The 18,508-nt window shown below is 31.7% G+C and carries 18 protein-coding genes; 4 read left to right on the forward strand and 14 right to left on the reverse strand.

Annotated elements, in window-relative coordinates:
- Positions 1-37: 37 nt before the first annotated feature.
- From glmS to ACQ629_RS09155, 3 genes are read right to left on the reverse strand one after another with little or no spacing between them, the layout of a single operon-like run.
- Entirely contained in the window at positions 38-1,894 is a 1,857-nt protein-coding gene (gene glmS / locus ACQ629_RS09145; RefSeq protein WP_483704318.1) for a glutamine--fructose-6-phosphate transaminase (isomerizing), read from the reverse strand.
- A 6-nt stretch (positions 1,895-1,900) separates the two neighbouring features.
- Positions 1,901-3,499 (reverse strand): DUF4270 family protein, encoded by a 1,599-nt coding sequence (locus ACQ629_RS09150; RefSeq protein WP_483704320.1) that lies wholly within the window; start codon positions 3,497-3,499, stop codon positions 1,901-1,903.
- A gap of 8 nt (positions 3,500-3,507) precedes the next feature.
- Complete coding sequence (locus ACQ629_RS09155; RefSeq protein WP_483704322.1) at positions 3,508-4,326, reverse strand: glycogen/starch synthase; 819 nt, start codon at positions 4,324-4,326, stop codon at positions 3,508-3,510.
- A gap of 96 nt (positions 4,327-4,422) precedes the next feature.
- On the opposite strand from ACQ629_RS09155, the gene panC reads away from it, so the two are divergent.
- From panC to radA, 4 genes are all read left to right on the forward strand, one after another.
- A complete protein-coding gene (panC, locus tag ACQ629_RS09160) occupies positions 4,423-5,268 on the forward strand; it encodes a pantoate--beta-alanine ligase (protein ID WP_483704324.1) in 846 nt (281 codons plus the stop codon).
- Positions 5,269-5,316: 48 nt separating this feature from the next.
- Positions 5,317-5,667, forward strand: coding sequence for an aspartate 1-decarboxylase (gene panD, locus ACQ629_RS09165; protein ID WP_418646489.1), 351 nt, complete (start codon positions 5,317-5,319; stop codon positions 5,665-5,667).
- 2 nt (positions 5,668-5,669) lie between these two features.
- The gene (locus ACQ629_RS09170) at positions 5,670-6,617 is read left to right on the forward strand and encodes a lysylphosphatidylglycerol synthase transmembrane domain-containing protein (protein WP_483704326.1); all 948 of its coding nucleotides are present in this window, start codon (positions 5,670-5,672) and stop codon (positions 6,615-6,617) included.
- Positions 6,618-6,988: 371 nt separating this feature from the next.
- A complete protein-coding gene (radA, locus tag ACQ629_RS09175) occupies positions 6,989-8,350 on the forward strand; it encodes a DNA repair protein RadA (protein ID WP_483704328.1) in 1,362 nt (453 codons plus the stop codon).
- 44 nt (positions 8,351-8,394) lie between these two features.
- Here radA and ACQ629_RS09180 read toward each other — a convergent pair whose 3' ends face one another.
- The 11 genes from ACQ629_RS09180 to ACQ629_RS09230 form a co-directional block, all read right to left on the reverse strand.
- The gene (locus ACQ629_RS09180; protein WP_483704330.1) at positions 8,395-8,757 is read right to left on the reverse strand and encodes a nuclear transport factor 2 family protein; all 363 of its coding nucleotides are present in this window, start codon (positions 8,755-8,757) and stop codon (positions 8,395-8,397) included.
- A 126-nt stretch (positions 8,758-8,883) separates the two neighbouring features.
- A complete protein-coding gene (locus tag ACQ629_RS09185; protein ID WP_483704332.1) occupies positions 8,884-9,456 on the reverse strand; it encodes a Crp/Fnr family transcriptional regulator in 573 nt (190 codons plus the stop codon).
- Positions 9,457-9,579: 123 nt separating this feature from the next.
- A complete protein-coding gene (locus ACQ629_RS09190; protein ID WP_483704334.1) occupies positions 9,580-11,772 on the reverse strand; it encodes a transglycosylase domain-containing protein in 2,193 nt (730 codons plus the stop codon).
- 65 nt (positions 11,773-11,837) lie between these two features.
- Positions 11,838-12,656, reverse strand: coding sequence for a hypothetical protein (locus ACQ629_RS09195; RefSeq protein ID WP_483704336.1), 819 nt, complete (start codon positions 12,654-12,656; stop codon positions 11,838-11,840).
- Positions 12,657-12,793: 137 nt separating this feature from the next.
- Complete coding sequence (gene arsM, locus ACQ629_RS09200) at positions 12,794-13,762, reverse strand: arsenosugar biosynthesis arsenite methyltransferase ArsM (protein ID WP_218772014.1); 969 nt, start codon at positions 13,760-13,762, stop codon at positions 12,794-12,796.
- A 72-nt stretch (positions 13,763-13,834) separates the two neighbouring features.
- The gene (locus ACQ629_RS09205) at positions 13,835-14,650 is read right to left on the reverse strand and encodes a purine-nucleoside phosphorylase (protein WP_483704338.1); all 816 of its coding nucleotides are present in this window, start codon (positions 14,648-14,650) and stop codon (positions 13,835-13,837) included.
- Positions 14,651-14,721: 71 nt separating this feature from the next.
- Entirely contained in the window at positions 14,722-15,324 is a 603-nt protein-coding gene (locus ACQ629_RS09210; protein WP_483704340.1) for a TIGR04282 family arsenosugar biosynthesis glycosyltransferase, read from the reverse strand.
- Positions 15,317-15,811: a rhodanese-like domain-containing protein gene (locus tag ACQ629_RS09215; protein ID WP_483704342.1), complete on the reverse strand. Its 495-nt coding sequence runs from the start codon at positions 15,809-15,811 to the stop codon at positions 15,317-15,319. The genes ACQ629_RS09210 and ACQ629_RS09215 overlap by 8 nt, the downstream gene beginning before the upstream one ends.
- A gap of 351 nt (positions 15,812-16,162) precedes the next feature.
- Positions 16,163-17,215: an arsenosugar biosynthesis radical SAM (seleno)protein ArsS gene (gene arsS, locus ACQ629_RS09220; RefSeq protein ID WP_483704344.1), complete on the reverse strand. Its 1,053-nt coding sequence runs from the start codon at positions 17,213-17,215 to the stop codon at positions 16,163-16,165.
- Between the two features lie 135 nt (positions 17,216-17,350).
- Positions 17,351-17,686, reverse strand: a complete 336-nt coding sequence (locus ACQ629_RS09225) for an arsenosugar biosynthesis-associated peroxidase-like protein (protein ID WP_218772019.1) — start codon at positions 17,684-17,686, stop codon at positions 17,351-17,353.
- A gap of 73 nt (positions 17,687-17,759) precedes the next feature.
- Complete coding sequence (locus ACQ629_RS09230) at positions 17,760-18,467, reverse strand: DUF547 domain-containing protein (RefSeq protein ID WP_483704346.1); 708 nt, start codon at positions 18,465-18,467, stop codon at positions 17,760-17,762.
- Between the last annotated feature and the right edge of the window lie 41 nt (positions 18,468-18,508).

An 18,508-nucleotide genomic window follows, 5' to 3' on the forward strand; every position in this document is an offset into this window, starting at 1 on the left:
TATCTCGGGATTTTTTTATGTATATAATGATAACTATTTATTCAACAGTTACAGATTTAGCTAAATTTCTTGGCTGATCTACGTTCTTTTCTAACATTACAGCGATATGATATGATAGTAATTGAAAAGGAATTGTAGTTAATAAAGGAGTAAAAGCTTCTTCAGTATCAGGAACTTCAATTACATGATCTGCAATTTCTTTTACAGTCGTGTCACCTTCCGTTACGATGGCTATTATTTTACCGCTTCTAGATTTTATTTCCTGAATATTACTAACCACTTTTTCATAATGCCCTCTACTTGTTGCTATTACGAAAATTGGCATATTTTCATCAATTAAAGCAATAGGGCCATGTTTCATTTCTGCAGCAGGATAGCCTTCTGCATGAATGTATGAAATTTCTTTCAATTTTAATGCGCCTTCTAATGCAACAGGAAAGTTAAAGCCTCTGCCTAAGTATAAACAGTTTTTTGCATCCTTGTAAACCTTTGCTATTTCTTTAATTTGTGCATCAGCTTTTAACAACTTCTCTATTTGAGAAGGAATTTGTTGTAACGACTGTAAATAGCTATTCACAGCAGATGTAGATAAAGTACCTTTTGCTTTAGCTAATTTTAAAGCAATTAAAGAAAGCACTGTTATTTGTGTTGTAAATGCTTTTGTTGATGCTACTCCAATTTCAGGGCCTGCATGCGTGTAAGCACCCGCATGTGTTTCTCTGGCGATAGAAGAACCAACAACATTACATATTCCGAAAACAAAAGCACCTTTAGACTTAGCTAATTTAATAGCAGCTAACGTATCCGCAGTTTCTCCTGATTGAGAAATAGCAATAACCACATCATTTTCATTAATAATCGGATTACGATACCTAAATTCAGATGCATACTCCACTTCAACAGGTATACGAGCCATATCTTCAAAAAGATATTCTCCTACTAATCCGGCATGCCAAGAAGTACCACAAGCAACAATTATAATTCGGCTTGCATTGGTGAATTTTGAAATATTATCATCAATACCGGCCATACGAATTATACCTTCATTAGGTAGCATTCTTCCTCTGTAGGTATCAATGATTGCTTTAGGTTGCTCATAAATTTCTTTTAGCATAAAGTGATCATAACCTCCTTTTTCAATTTGCTCTAGGCTTAATTGAAGTTTTTGGATGTTTGCATCGATTTCTTTATCTGTTTCAATTTTGCGAATTTTTATCTCTTTATTTTTTTTAATAATAGCTAATTCACCATCTTCTAAATAAATAGCGTCTTTAGTATACTCAATAAAAGGGGAAGCATCTGAAGCAACAAAAAATTCTTCGTTGTTTTTCCCTACACCAATGGCAATAGGGCTCCCTAAACGAGCTACAATTAGTTCATTAGGTTTGTTTTTATCGAAAACAGCAATAGCATACGCACCAATTACACTTGTAAGGGCTAATTGTACTGCTTTTCCTAATTTACAGCCTTCATTTTTTTTAACTTCTTCAATAAGGTTTATTAAAACCTCGGTATCAGTATCACTTTTAAAGGTATAACCTCTAGAGGTTAATTCTTTTTTAATGGTGTCATAATTCTCTATAATTCCATTATGAACAATAACTAAGTCTTCTGATTCAGAAAAATGGGGATGTGAATTTGTGTCATTAGGTACTCCGTGAGTAGCCCAACGTGTATGACCAATTCCAATAGTCCCTTTTTTTCTTTTTTCATCATTATTCGTGATGATTTCTAGGTCAGAAACTTTTCCTTTTGTTTTAGATAAGTGAATTTTTTCGCCATCGTACATCATTATTCCAGCGCTATCATAGCCTCTGTATTCTAGACGTTTTAATCCGTTTATTACAATTGGATAAGCATCTCTATGTCCTATGTATCCTGTGATTCCGCACATAATATTTTACTTTTCTTTTGAATATGATATTTTTAAAACAGCTCTTTTTGTTCCGTTAGCAGTTTCGTTTCCGTCTAATAAGGTAACCCCTCTAGGATTCCAGTTGTATGTGCTAACATTTGTATTTAAAATACCATTAATTACAGGATTGTCTGTAGTGTTATTGTATGTTTTTAAAACCAAAGGAGAAATATCACTTGTTGTACCATCTAATAAGTCAGATAGATAATCTGTTAATCTGAAAGAATATTTTTCAGGAACTCCATCATCAGATAAACCTAAATTACCGTTAAAACTTGCAGCTTCCTTATAAGCATCAGAAAGTTGCGTAGGTGAAACACCGCCACTTCCGTTATCTTTTTCTTGATAAATAAATAATCGTTGTGGAATTATATTTTTATCAGCGTTAATTGTATTGTTAATATAAAAAGCTAATGAAACATCGTTAATTAACCAGTTATTAGCTCTTAATTCTTGAAGTTTTAAATCATCTATTATTTTAATTCTGGCCATATTTCCTGCGGTTCCTTGTACTGTAAAGTTATTTGCAGGAGGAGTAATTGTAGCAGGATTCATTTTATAAATACTGTTTCTTACACCAGATAATGGATACGAAATTGTTTTAGGTAAAGTATCTTTTAATACTAAATCAGTAATACCTTCTTTTTTCTCGAATGTAGTAATCGTGTAATGAATATCTAACGTAGCGGAAGCACTATTACCGCTTAGTTCTAAAGGAATCATTGCGCCGTCACTTCCTTCAGTTTTAACGATTAATCCTCTAAAGTAAGAGTTAAAAGCATCTGCTGTTTTAAATTCATCACTATCAAATTTATCCCAGAAAACTCTTTTCATTTCTACCATATCTAAAGGAATGGTTAAGAAAGGAGCTTTGTTAGCAAGTCTTATAGTGTCTTGATAGGTGTTACCGTTGCTAATATTTCTTGTTAACACTAGCATAGTGTCTGTAGGATTCGGTTTAAATGTAAACCCAAGATCCTCATTTAATAATTCAAGCTCATCGTAGTTATGATTAGACTGGAAACTATTAGTCTTTGCAGGGTTACTAGGATCCAATCTATTTAGAAAAGTGCCATTTCTATACACTTTTAAAGAGGTGGGAATGTCTTTGTTTCCTAAGACAGAATCTAGCCTGAAAATTGGTCTTTCAGTAGTACCTGTGCCTGTGTTTGTTGCTTTATAAGGTAATTTAAGAATAACTTTATCAAGAGTAAAAACAGAATCTATTTCGCCATCTTCGGCGGCAGGTTTTAAGTCTTTTATCTTAGGGCTAGTTGCTAGCGATAATTGACTAACAAAAGATGCTTCTATTGTTTTGTAATTATCATCACTGTACACACCAAGCCAATAGTCACCCAAAGTACCAATACTTATATTATCAGCTCTAACGGATTTGTATATAGAAATAGGATTCGAGTCAGAGATGTCAATTGTTTCAATTTCTACATCTAATAATATTTCTCCTGTTTCAAATTTAGTATTGTTAACAACACTACTTCCTACGTCACTAAAATCTTTTTCACACGATACTAAAGTTGCTAAACATAGCAAGCTAATACCTAAAACACCAATTTTTCTAATCATTTGTATTATTATTCGCTTATTTCTAAAACGTTTCCTTTATAAAATTCTAAGTAAGCTTCTGCTAAAACTTCTTCAGACTGGTACTCTAAAACTTTTATGTCTTTTCCATCAATAAAAGCATTAATTTCATCTGGTAGAACCTCACTACCTTTTACGATAGCATCAGAGTTTTCTATAGCACTTTTTAAAATATTGATTTCATTTGGAGTAGCTAAAGTTGCTATTTTAGATTCATCAACTTTATCAAAACGAACCTTTTTTGCTAGATCACCTTCTAATTCACCTTCAAAATTATTATTGTAGATCGAAGTTACAATCTTACTTTCGGTAAATAATGGTTCTTCTTTATAAAATTCTCTTAAATATAATGGAAGTAAAGAGGCCATCCATCCATGAACATGAATAATATCTGGCGCCCAGTTTAATTTTTTAACGGTTTCTACGACTCCTTTAGCAAAGAAAATCATACGTTCGTCGTTATCACTAAACATTTTATCATCTTCATCAGAATATACAGCTTTACGCTTAAAATACTCGTCGTTATCAATGAAATACACTTGCATTCTTTCTTTCGGAATTGAAGCAACTTTAATAATTAATGGCATATCCATATCATTAATTATTAAATTCATACCAGATAAACGAATTACTTCATGTAATTGATGTCTTCGCTCATTTATTACCCCATAACGAGGCATGAAAATACGGGTTTGAACTCCTTTAGAATGTGCGTTTTTAGCAACATTAAATGCAGTAGATGATAATTCTGTTTCAGGTAAATAAGGTATTACCTCTGATGAAACATATAATATTCTCTTATCCTTCATTAAATTCGTCTATTTTATTGAAGATGCAAAAATACGAAAATTTATGCTAAAATGATGTTAAATTGCTAATTTTGCACGCATTTCAACTATAATAGAATGAAAGTTTATAAAACTAAATCAGAATTAAAAGAATTTTTATTAAAAGTAAAAATTAAGAATAAATCTATCGGATTCGTTCCTACTATGGGAGCTTTACATGAAGGGCATTTGTCTCTTGTTGAAAAGGCAAAACAAAAGAACGACATAACTGTTGTGAGTATTTTTGTGAACCCGACTCAATTTGATAATAAAGAGGATTTAGTTAAGTATCCAAAAACATTTGATAACGACGTTGTGCTTTTAGAAAGTGTTGCTTGTGATGTTCTATTTTTCCCGTCTGTAGAAGAAATTTATAGTAAAAGCATTGAATCAGAGCATTTTAGTTTCGATGGGCTAGAGCATCAAATGGAAGGGAAATTTCGAGAAGGTCATTTTAACGGAGTAGGAACTATCGTAAAAACGTTGCTTGAAATTGTTGAGCCTAATGTTGCTTATTTTGGGAAAAAAGATTTCCAGCAATTGCAAATCATCAAAAAAATGGTTGAAAAACATGCGCTTCCTGTACAGATAAAAGGATGTGATATTTATAGAGAAAAAGATGGTTTAGCAATGAGTTCTCGTAATATTAGGTTAACAAAAGAATACCGCCAATTAGCTCCTTTTATATATAAAACACTTAAAAAAGCAAAGAATAAATTTGGCATAAAAAATGCAGTAGAAGTTACTGAGTGGGTACAAAAACAGTTTCTTAAACATCCTTTATTAAAGTTAGAGTATTTTACAATTGCTAATGAAAAAACGTTAGAGACCATCATAAAAAAAGAGCCTGAACATAAATATCGTGCTTTTATTGCTGTTTTTGCAGGAGAAATTAGATTGATAGACAATATCCGTTTAAAATAAAATCATTCAAAAAAAACTTATTAATCATTAAAAAACTATTTTTGCACTATGTTAGTACAAGTAGTAAAATCTAAAATCCACCGCGTAAAAGTTACGGGTGCCGATTTAAATTATATAGGAAGCATTACCATTGATGAAGATTTAATGGATGCGGCAGGAATTATTGAAGGAGAACGTGTTCAGATTGTGAATAACAATAATGGCGAACGTTTAGAAACCTATGCAATTCCTGGTCCAAGAAAAAGTGGAGAAATTACCTTAAATGGTGCCGCTGCAAGAAAAGTAGCAAAAGGCGATGTGTTAATACTAATCGTATACGCTTTTATGGAGTTAGAAGAGGCTAAAAACTTTAAACCTTCTTTGGTTTTTCCTAACGAAGAAGATAATACCCTTACATAGTTTTGAATATTAAAAAAGCATTAAAAATTATATTACCTCTCGTTTTGGGAGGTTTTTTAGTTTGGTACTCTTTATCAAAAGTGTCAATAGCAACTTTGTTAGATTATTTTAAAGAGGCAAATTATTGGTGGATAGCTTTAGGACTGTTTTTCGGACTTTTAAGTCACTTGTCTAGAGCATATCGTTGGAAGTTTTTACTAGAACCAATGGGGTATAAGCCAGATTTCGGCAATAGTACTATGGCTGTTTTAGTTGCCTATCTGGTTAATTATGCAGTGCCAAGGGCAGGAGAGGTTTCTCGTGCTGCGGTTATGACAAATTATGAAAACATTCCCTTCGAAAAAGGTTTTGGAACCATTGTAGCCGAAAGAATGGCTGATTTAATTATGATGTTAAGCATCATCGCGATTACATTATTTGTACAATTCGATTTTATATATGAGCTATTAACAAAGAATTTTAATCCACTTAAAATAGGGGCGATATTAGCGGCGCTTATCGTAGTCGGATTCATCTTTTCTAGATATGTAAAAAAAGCAACATCAGGAATTGGATTAAAAATAAAAAACTTCATTTCAGGTTTACTTGAAGGGGTTATGAGTATTTTTAAAATGAAGAATAAATGGGCATTTATTTTTCATACCGTATTTATTTGGTTAATGTATGTACTAATGTTCTGGGCAACAATACCTGCTATTGATGGCTTAAGTGTTCCTTTAGGCGGTGTTTTAATTGGTTTTATTGCAGGCGGATTTAGCATTGCTGCAACTAATGGAGGTATTGGTTTATATCCGGTAGCAGTCGCAGGTGCCTTAGCTTTATTTGGCATTGCAGAAGAACCAGCAACTGCTTTTGGTTGGATTATGTGGACAGCCCAAACAGCAATGATTATTATTTTTGGCGGATTAGCATTTTTGTTGCTTCCTATTTATAATAAAAATAAAAAGTAATAAGGCGTTACCTTTCAGGTCGCGCTTTCTCTACTCGCTTTTTTTGAAAAAACAAAAAAGAGCTCAAACAAACCTTTCAATCGCTAACGCAGTTTCTTTATAAATTTCAGTTATAAACTATTTTTGTTCGGCAGTGTTTAAGAATCTGTTTTTGTGATTATGAAAATCTTACTACTGTCATGCTGAATTTATTTCAGCATTGTATAACTCAGGTAAATTGGAAACTTAAACTGAAATAAATTCTGTTTTAAGGATCAATATTTTTTAGAATAAAATTTATACAGAGGCTAAAAATAATCAATAGTATTAGATATTAGTTTGTAACTTTGAATATTACTATTGAGTATTTTAAAACTTCCAATCTATTTTAAATGGCCAAAACCAAAACTACTTTTTTCTGTCAAAACTGCGGAGCGCAACACGCGCAATGGGCAGGACAATGCAATACTTGTAAAGAATGGAATACCATTGTTGAAGAGGTAATTCAGAAAGAAGAAAAAAGAGTTTGGAAAAGTCCTGAAAACAATAAAAAAAGAGTTTCTACGCCTTTAAGAGTGCAAGATATTCAGTTAAACCCTGAAGAACGTGTTGAAACAAAAAATAACGAATTAGACACTGTTTTAGGTGGCGGAATTGTAAAAGGAGCCGTTGTTTTATTAGGTGGTGAACCCGGAATTGGTAAATCGACGTTGTTATTGCAAATAGCTTTAAAAATTCCGCAAAAAGTATTGTACGTTTCGGGTGAAGAAAGTCAGTCGCAAATTAAAATGCGTGCGGAGCGTTTAGAAGCTACAAATTCTAATTGCTTAATTCTTACTGAAACAAATACACAGCAAATATTTAAAAATATAGAGGAAGTTAAACCAGATGTTTTGGTGATTGATTCTATTCAAACCTTACATACAAACTCTATTGAAGCTTCACCAGGAAGTATTTCTCAAATCCGTGAAACTTCAGCAGAACTAATAAAATTCGCCAAAGAAACAGGAACTCCGGTGTTATTAATTGGTCATATTAATAAAGAAGGACACATTGCAGGGCCTAAAATTTTAGAACACATGGTAGATGTTGTTTTACAGTTTGAAGGCGACAGAAATCATACCTATAGAATATTACGTTCTCAGAAAAACCGATTTGGCTCTACTGCCGAACTCGGAATTTATGAAATGCTATCAACCGGATTACGAGAAGTATCTAATCCGTCTGAAATATTAATTTCAAAAAAAGATGCTGATTTAAGCGGAACCGCAATTGCATCAACTTTAGAAGGTATTCGTCCTTTAATGATCGAAATTCAGGCGTTGGTTTCTACCGCAGTTTACGGTACGCCACAACGCTCTACCACAGGTTATAATTTAAAAAGATTGCACATGATTTTAGCTGTTCTAGAAAAAAGAGCAGGTTTTAAATTAGGTGCAAAAGATGTGTTTTTAAATGTTACAGGCGGAATTCATGTAGATGATCCTGCGATAGATTTAGCGGTTGTTGCAGCAATTTTATCTTCTAATCAAGATTTAGCGATTAATCCGAATGTTTGCTTTGCAGCTGAAGTTGGTTTGGCAGGAGAAATACGACCGGTTTCTAAAATTGATCAACGTATTCTAGAGGCTGAAAAGCTAGGGTATAAAACTTTAGTAGCCTCGAAATACAATAAAATATCTTCTAAAAACCACGGTATAAAACTAGTTTTAGTAGGTAAAATAGAAGAGGCTTTCGCTACGTTGTTTGCTTAAGTTTTGTTAAGGCGATTGTATATAAAAATAAATATTTATATTGGTTACTCCATTACAATTGGAACATCACTTACAATTTTCCATTGATTGCTTTCATTTTTAATTAGAACAAGGTATTTGTGCATACTCGAAGTCGTGTTCGATAAGTAAAGAATATCTACGATTGCTGTGTGCTCTGAAATTTTTATGTCATTAAATTTGATATCATAACTTATGCCTCCTATTTTTTTATCTTTCATCATCTGCAAATAAGTTTCTTTTGAGATGATTACTGTGTTTTCACTTCCTTTAAATCGATTCGCTATTACTCGATAGTCTTTATGTAAGAGACTAGTAAGTTGTTCTATATTTCTATTTGCAGCCGCTTTTTCTATAGCTATTATTACCTCTTTGATTTGAATTTTCATTTGATTTTACGTCTTGTAGTTTTGAAGATTGATTGAACTTAAAAAGCTCATTTATTTGAGTTCTTATTAATACACAAAACTATTAAGAAATTTAATCTTTTCTTTTGACGAAAGTCACAAAATAAATTATTTAATCCTTTTTCGAATCCTGCTCAATGATTCTCTACTGATCCCTATGTATGAAGCTAAATATTGAAGAGGAATCCGCTCTATTAATTCGGGACGGTTTTCGAGAATATATAAATACCTTTCTTTAGGAGAGTTAGATGTTAAAAAAGAAGAATATTTTTGCTCTCTTATTATTAGTTTTTCTAATATCATTCTTCCTAATTTTTGATAGAAATTTGATTTTTCGTACAGAGTTGTTAGTTTAACTTTATCAATATAAAAAACTATACTATTTTCAATTGCTTGGATATTTTTTTGAGAAGGAATACTGTTAGTCATACTTTCAATTTCTCGAAGAAAATCATTTTGAAAGTAGAATGCAGTATTTATTTCTTTACCATCATTATTTATATGAAAGGTCCTAACTATTCCTTTTGATAAGAAGTAAATCCCTCGACAGATTTGCCCTTGTTTAAACAGGTATTCATTCTTCTTGACTTTTTTTATTTCTAGAATAGATTCAAAAGCACACCAGTCTTCTTTTTTTATTTTTAAAACCTTGTCAAATGTATTTTTTAAAGGTAAGTACATTATATTGTTTAATTAATGCCAACAGAAGTTAACAAAATTGTTAGAAAATAAGTTTAAAATGAAATCAAATTCATAGAGTGAAAAACAGCTTCAATTTGATTGATTTTATATTTAATAATTAAATCACTCCTTCTTTTTCTTCTTTCCAAAAAGTCTATTAAAAAAACCTTTAATTCCTTTTTGTCTGTAAGCAGGGCATTTTATTGATTCGTAAACATCTTCCGGAATATCAAAATCGGTCAAGTATTTTTTGCTTAGCTCGGCGTCTTTCTCTATTTCTTTAATAATATTGGCAACAATAGGTAAAGCCAATGACGAACCTGAACCTTTTCCGCTTTTAAAATGTATGGTATTTTTTGAGGTTCCTACCCAAGTACCAAAAACAATATTAGGTGTATAGGCAAGAAACCAAGCATCGGTATAATTTTGTGCGGTACCTGTTTTTGCAGCAAGCTGACTTTTAATTTTATAAGTGTTTCTAATCTTAGCTCCCGTTCCTTGGTCAACAGCTTTTTGTAAAATGGCTGTTAGTGTTTCAGTAGTTTCTTTTTTAAAGACTTCTTCGGCTTTTTGCTCTTTACTTTCATAAATAATAGCACCTTCTTTATCGGTAATTTTAGTAATCATGTACAAGTCGTTCATGGCACCATTATTAGCAAAGCTACCGTACGCTTTTGCTATTTCAGACAATGATAAATCTAAGGTTCCTAAAGCAATAGAAGGAGCGTTATTGGTAATTTTAGGAAACTGCAGTTTTTCACATGAATTGATTAACAATTCTCTTTCGAGCTTAAAATAAAGATCGATAGTTGGTAAATTCATAGAATGAATTAAAGCATTCCATAACGCAACTTTACTATCGGGGGTAGATTTATAATCGGCATTTTGAGGTTTCCAGTTATTAAATTCTGGATACGTTTTTTCTTCATTTTTAAAATAATCACATGGCGAAATACCATTTTCTAACGCGGTAGCATATAAAATGGGTTTAAAGGCAGAAGCTATTTGACGATGCGATAAAACCATATCAAAAGGAAGCATTTTAAAATTATTTCCACCAACCCAACTGATTACTGCTCCGTTTTTAGGATTCGTAACCAGCACAGACGCATTAAGCATTTTTGCATAATGCCATAAACTATCAATTTTAGTACCTTTTATCGTTTTAGTGCTATCCCAATTGAACAATTTAAAGGTTTTGTTTTGTTTGTCTTTTTCAGAAGAAAAACGATTCTTTTTTAACCAGTTGTTTTTTAAAATATTCGATCGTAGTTCTTCATCTAATTCCTTTTGTTTAACTATAAGTTGCTCTTTGGCGGCTTTCTCTGCAATTTTTTGAACTTTGTAATTTAACGTAGTGTATATTTTTAAGCCGTCGGCTTCTAAATTGTGTTTTTTACGACTCGTTTCATTAATGCTATCTATTATTTTGGTAGCTTTTTTCTTTACTTGATAAGAAAAATAACCAGCTGTTGTTTTTAAATCAAGGTTTTTATAGCTTAGTGTAAGCGGTAATTTTTGTAAGCTGTCTGTAGTTTTGGTATTTAAATACTGCTCGTTCTTCATGAGCTGAAGAACGGTGTTTCTTCTGCGTAATGAATTGTTGGGGTTTAATCTTGGGTTGTAAAAAGAGTTTGCTTTTAAGATACCTATGAGCACAGCAGATTCTTCGATATTTAACTCATTAACCGATTTGTTAAAAAATCGATTAGCGGCCGATTCTATTCCGAAAATATTCTCACCAAAAGGAACGGAATTAAAATACAGTTGAAGTATCTCGTTTTTAGAATATATACGCTCCATTCTACTGGCAATAATAAGTTCTTTAATCTTATTTATAGGCATGCTTAAAAAACCGTGATACTTTCTTCCGTATAAGTTTTTAATTAGTTGTTGTGTAATGGTACTTCCACCACCACCAGAAGCATTTTGCATTAAAATACTTTTAAATAGTACTCTTGCATAGCTTTGGCCGTCATAACCATTGTGAGTATAAAAACGCTTATCTTCAGTAGCAACTAAAGCTTCCTTTAAATGATTGGGTATTTGTGATATCTTGACGTTCGTGCGGTTTTCTGTAAAAACTTTACCGATAATTACGTCGTCTGAAGAATATAGTAAAGAGGCTTCTTCATTTATTACAGATGATAGCTTTTCATTACTAGGCAAAGAGCCAAATACTTCAAAATAGACCAAAGAGAATAGTAGCATTATTGATAGCAATATAAAAATAACCAAACCCGTTGCGTATTTTAATAAACGGATTAAAGTTTTCTTTTCTATAAGCTTATGGTATATTTCTTTAAGTGTTTTCATTGGGCTATTAATCAAATTCTGTTTTTCAAGCTTTTTATTACTTAGAGTTTTAAAGAACTCTTAATTTATTTTTTAAAGTCAGCAATTTTTATACCGTTGTTAAACTTTATGTTCGTCCAGTTTACAAATATCCAAGGTTCATCGGTTACTTCTGCATTCCAATTAGAGTTTTTGTACTTTCTTTTAGTTGGTATAAGTATGCCTTCAATATTTTCGTACTGCATTTTCATTAAAAAAGGATCAGTTTTACCAAAATCAACAACAGTAAAAAGAAACTGGTCTATTAACTTAGTGTTTTTATTAATGTATAATTGGTAAATATCTTTTGGTTTATTGTCACTAGAATCAAAAGTAACTTTAACAATATCGTATTTTATAGTATCGATATTTTCTTCTTTTATATATTCATAATTTACACCCGGGTCTAGTAATTTCTGAATCATCGTGAACCAATAAAAGTTGGTAGGTCTGTTAAAAGCGACTCTTTTTAAAGCAATAGAATCTAAGATAATTTTTCCGTTATTTTTTAACCAAAATTCCTTACCATCATAACCTTGTTCGATATTACCAGCCAAGTGCATAAGCGTTCTTTCGTGTTTAGTATATAAACCATAAGACAACTCATTATTAAATATATATTTTTCGGTTGAGGTATCAGCTTTGCCATCGGGAGTAGTATAGGTGTACGTATAAACTACATCTTTTTTAGTTGAAAGTTTATTGTAATTACCCGTTTTTTCTACTGTTTGATATACCAATTGATGTGCTTTGTTTTTAAATGAAATATTGCTTGTTGCTGCATCTTTTGTGTCTTTTTTGATGTTTTGTTTACAAGAAGATAAAGTAAATATTGCAGTGATGCAAAGTGTTAAAAGTATTCTCATTTTTTTGTTTTTAATATTAAAATCTAACAGCATAATTTTTATGCAAAGCTATTAGAAAAGGACTGAAGGTTAAAACTATTTTTGTTAAACAAAAAAACCTCATAATTATATGAGGTTCTTTATAGGTTTTGCTGTTTTTAACAACATCCACCACCATCATAATGATAGGTAGATTCTGAGAAGAAAATATCATCTCTTCCCAACGCCTTTAATGCGGCGGCTGTTTTATCACAAATAGCTAATGGCTGATTTTTTAATAAAGTATGTCCTAATCCGTCATCAAAATAATCTTCATCACCGTAATAAATTGCAGCTTTTCCTGTAAAAATACAAGGTCCATCTGCTGGCATTGGATCTTTAATTGCGGCAACTTCAATAGATTCTATATAAATTAATTCATCTGTTGGGTAATTCTTTGGGTCTAAAATACGGTATGGTTTACGGGCTCTAATTTCTATGGTTCCGAAACCAGCATCTGTTAGTGCTTTTACATAATCGGCAATTGTTAAACTACCACTTAAACATAAGGCACGTAAACGTTCGTCGTTACGTAATTCTTCATTCATCTCTTGCTCACAAGTAGGGTCGCTCATCACTAATTTTCCGTGAGGCTTTATTACTCGGTACATTTCTGCAATTGCCTTTTTTAAATCATCCGACTTAAAAATGTTAAATAAACAGTTTTGGGCGGCAACATCAATCGAGTTATCATCAACAGGTAAGTTCATTGCATCACCTTTACGTAAATCAACAAAATCGCTTTTAAACCAGTCGTTTTGTTCTTCGGCAACGATAAAGTTTTTTCGAGATGCTTCTAACATTTCATCAACTACATCTAAACCAATAACACCACCTTTATTTCTGTTAAAATAGGCAAATTGTAATAATTCCATTCCGCCACCAACACCAACATATAACATTTTTGGATTGTTGGTTAAATCGCGTGCATGTACTGTAGAACCACAACCGTAGTTCATTTCTTGCATGATTTTAGGAATTTTTAAACCTGGTAATTCCCAAATAGGATTTGTGGTACAGCACAAGCCAACATCTGGCGTTAAAGCTGCTTCTTTATATACGTTGTGTGTGGTTTCTAAATAACTCATTTGTTTTGTGTTTATATTATTGCGAGGAAGTATAATAAGGGAATAGATTCCTTCACTTCGTTCGGAATGACGTTATAGTTTATTAATTAGTTCTTTAAATAAAGTAATCATTTTTGGTTCTGCTTTACCAGCAACCGCAATAATTTCGGCAATATCTACAGGTTGTAAATTCTTTGGATCACATTCATCTGTTAACACTGAAATTGCAGCACATGGTAAATTTAATTGTTTCGCTACGATAACTTCAGGTACAGTACTCATACCAACAGCATCTGCTTCTAAAATTTGCAACATTCTGTATTCGGCTCTTGTTTCTAATTGCGGCCCTACCACACTTGCATACATCCCTTCGTGTAATTGAATGTCGTTTGCTATTGCAATTTCTTTCAGTAAACCATTAATTTTTTCCGAATAAGGTGCTAACATATCGGCAAAAATGTTTCCGAAATCATTGGCTCCTTTAAAAGCTAATGGCGAACCTCCTTGTAAATTTAAATGATCTTCTAATAACATTAAATCTCCTTTTTTATAAGTAAGATTAATAGCACCTGCAGCATTAGAAATTAATAGAGTATTGATCCCTAAACTATGCATTGTTCTAATTCCGTAGGTAACTTCCCAAAGATTATAACCTTCGTATACATGAAAACGCCCAGACATAACTAGTACTTTTTTTCCTGATAAAGTTCCGTAAATTAATTTACCTGAATGAAATTCGACTGTTGCTTGCGGGAAATTCGGAATATCGGCATACGCGATTTCTTTTTCGATATTTATCTCGTTAACTAGTTTTCCTAAACCTGTTCCTAAAACAATTCCGATTTCAGGATTTATAATTCCGTTAGATTTTAAAAAATCTGTTGTTTCTTGTAGTTGTTTTTTTTTCATAAATATGATACTGTTATTGTAAACGTAAAGTTCTTTTTAATTAAAGATTGCTTCATGCCTCACAATGACGTTTATTTTAAAAAGTGTTGAAACGCTTTGTGGTTTTTAATGTCATCAAAAACATCAACATCATTAAGTTCTTCTAATAAATGTACGCTTATTTTATGTAAGTCGTTAAGTGTGTCTTTTCTTACTGTTGCTGTGCCCCATTTTTTATTTTTAAAAATAGCGGGTTGTAGCGTTTTCATTCCTAAAAGATAGTAACCACCATCTTCTGCTGGGCCAATTACTACATCGTTAGTATCTAGTTTAGAAAAGGCATCGTTGATGTGATTTGGAGTTAAATCGTATAAATCGCTACCAATAATCATTACTTTTTCATAGCCTCTTTCAAATCCGTCTTTGAAGGCATTTAACATTCTAATGCCTAAATCTTCGCCTTCTTGTTGCTGTTTTTGAAATACATCGCTATTCCAAATATCATTTTCACGAACTTTAACCGAATAATAAACCGCTTTATCACAAGATAAATTGCTTGTAACTTCTTTGGTTTTATCGAGCAGGAATTTGTAAATTTCTAAAGCAGTTTTATCACCAACAGTTTTGGCTAAGCGTGTTTTTGCTTTTCCTAATTCAGGATTTCTTGTGAAGATTAATAATAAGTTTTTAGTCATAAACTTTTTCTCCTTTTAAGAGCCACTTGCTCCATCGTTTGTTAAAAGTATGTATTTTTTCTGTATTATTCCCTAAAGTATCTTGTACTTTAAAGTTTGCATTTTTCCATTCAAAAATTCCTCCATAAAGATTATAAACATTTGTATACCCTTCTTTTATTAATTTATGAGCAATCGTTTCAGAGCGAATTCCTAAAGAGCAATAAACTACAATTTTAGCGTCTTTATCGTCAGGTAATTTTTGTGTAATTTCTGAGAGCTTAAAATTATTATAACCAACTAAAATAGCATCTTTTAAATGACTAACCTTAAATTCATCGGTTTCTCTAGCGTCTAATAAAATGGTTTTTGTGTTGGGTAGCGCTAAAGTTTCTACAGATATATAAGGAACGTTTTTAGTATTGTGTTTTTTTAATAACTGATTTAAATCCTTTTGAGAAAAAGAATTTAAGGATATCAACAAAAAAATAAAAATAAGTTTCTTCATTTCACTATACATAATTAGAAGCTGTTTCCTGCTTTCTGCACTCGCTCTCTGCGAGGAGCTCAAACAAATGCTTCAATCAGGGCTAGGCTTATTTACAAAGTAACTATAATTTATTAAAAGTAGTTTTCATCCTTTTAAAGCCTGTTTAAAAATTAACGAAAGTATTTTCGTAAACAGAATTTCATCATGCTGAATTTATTTCAGTATCGCAAAACTGTGACAAATTATGATGAGAAACTGAAATAAATTCAGTTTGACGGATTCAGTGTTATTTTTAATAGGAGTGTTTAATCCTTTTATCATGCTGTTTGTATTACTATAAAATTTAATCTAACACTTAAAAAAATAGAATTAAGCAACAACACCTTGGCAACTACTACCAGCACCGGCAGTACAACCATAACAATGTTGATTGATAATTATATCTCTATCTTGTAATAACTCTTCGTTATATTCTGAAATGTGTTTTACTTTCGAGTTTACTTTTAAGTTTAACATTTGATTAAAATCACAATCATATAAATAGCCTTCCCAACTTATCGATAATGTATTTGTACACATTACGTTTTCAACAGCCATCGGATTATAAGCCTCTACTAAAGAATGCATATATTCTTCATAATTTTCTGAAGCAATTAAATAGTCTAAAAACCTACTTATAGGTAAGTTTGTGATGGCAAATAAATTGTGAAAATCAATATTAAAATCATCTTTCAAAGCTTTTTTAAAGTCGTTCTCTAAAGCTGCTTGATCTCCAGGTAAAAAAGCTCCTGACGGATTGTACACTAAATCTAATTTTAAATCAGATCCTTCAGTTCCGTATCCAACTTCATTCAGCATTTGAAGCGCTTTAATAGATTTATCAAAAACACCATCACCACGTTGCTTGTCAGTTTTTCCACGTGTCCAGTGCGGCATTGAAGAAACTACGTGTACATTGTGTTTTTTAAAGAACTCAGGTAAATCGTAGTATTTCTTATTAGCTCTTATAATAGTTAAGTTAGAGCGCACAATAAAATCTTTAATTCCTGCTTTTGATGCTTCTTCAACAAACCATCTAAAATTAGGATTCATTTCTGGTGCACCACCTGTTAAATCTAACGTATGTGCTTCTGTTTTTTTAATAACATCTAAGCATTGCTGCATTGTTTCGGTTGTCATGATCTCTTTACGATCAGGGCCAGCATCTACATGGCAGTGCGCACAAACCTGATTGCACATGTAACCTAAATTAATTTGAAGTATCTCTAGCTTTTTAGGGCGCAGCGGAAACTGATTTGTTTCCTTTATTTTTTTAGCAAACGTTGGCAATTCTCCATTAGCGAAAATTCCGTTTGATAAAATTTCTAATTGGCGTTGTGTATTTGCCAAGTCGTTGTTTCTTGCTTGAAGGGACTTTTTCATCTTATATTTTAGTTTCTGTAAGGTCGAGCGCAGTCGAGACCTAAATACTACCTCTCGATAAACTACGTTCACTACTTTCAATAAAGCTAACTTTATTTCAGTAATGCTCGAGGAGACATTTTGAAGATAGGATAATTACATTTCTAACTTATTCACTTTATTCATCATCTGAACTCCGTGAACTAGTGTTGCACCGCTTTTAATTGCAGCACCAACATGTAATGCTTCCATCATTTCTTCTTTGGTAATTCCGCGCTCTAAACCATCTTTTGTATAAGCATCTATACAGTAAGGGCATTGTTCTGTATGTGCAACAGCTAGGGCGATTAAACTTTTTTCACGAGCTGTTAAAGCACCTTCTTCAAATACTTTTCCGTAGTAATCAAAAAACTTAGTACCAAGCTCTTCATTCCATTCTGATATTTTTCCGAACTTACGTAAGTCCGCTGGGTCGTAATATGTTTTTGACATGTGTTTTTTTTAGATTGAAAAGTAAAAATACAAATTGTTTAAAGGTTTCCTTGTTAAAAAGATATGATCTTATTTATTTTCCATTTAAACTCCAGTCATATTTTAAAAAACTAACTGTTGCCTTTGCATCTATTTTTGTATTAGAATATTTGTTAATAAAATCGATTAAAGAACTATCTTTCGTAAAATCTCCTTTAAACCATTCGAAAATTTTTGAAAGTTGTATGTCGTTTTCTGATATTTTATTTCTTGAAGAATCATTTATAAAATTTTTCATTAAGCTATTGGTTTTGCTTTCGTAATTTGCTTCCGTAAAAGCAAAATTACCTAATTGCGGGCAAGAACCAGAAGCACAATTTACACCAACATGAATTTTAGGGTCGTTAAATTTTTTACGTAAAATTTGATGCTCAATATGATTTAAAGTATACGTTTTACCTCCAACTTTAGCAAATGGAATATTCCAAGCATCCTTTCCTTCTTTTTTTATATTTAAAATACTTTTTAAAGGGTAGTTGTCTAAGATTATTTTTAAAGTGTAAGCATTATAAGCGTTTACCCAAAAGGCTTTGGTTTTTGCTGCAGACCAACTTCTTTGAGGTGTTGTTTTATTTAAATAGCTTAAATAAGAATCAAGTTTAGCTTCATCTTTTTGTAGGTTTTTATAATCTATAAATCCAGTGCTATTAACATGTTTTTTTAATAATGTATTAAAAATACTTGTTTGACCAAATGAGTTTATAAAAAAAGTTAAGCTTAGTAATAAAAATATTTTACGCATAATTTTTTGTTTTAATCTAATAATATAGACGTTGATATGCC

The organism is Tenacibaculum sp. SM2510, assembly GCF_057002845.1.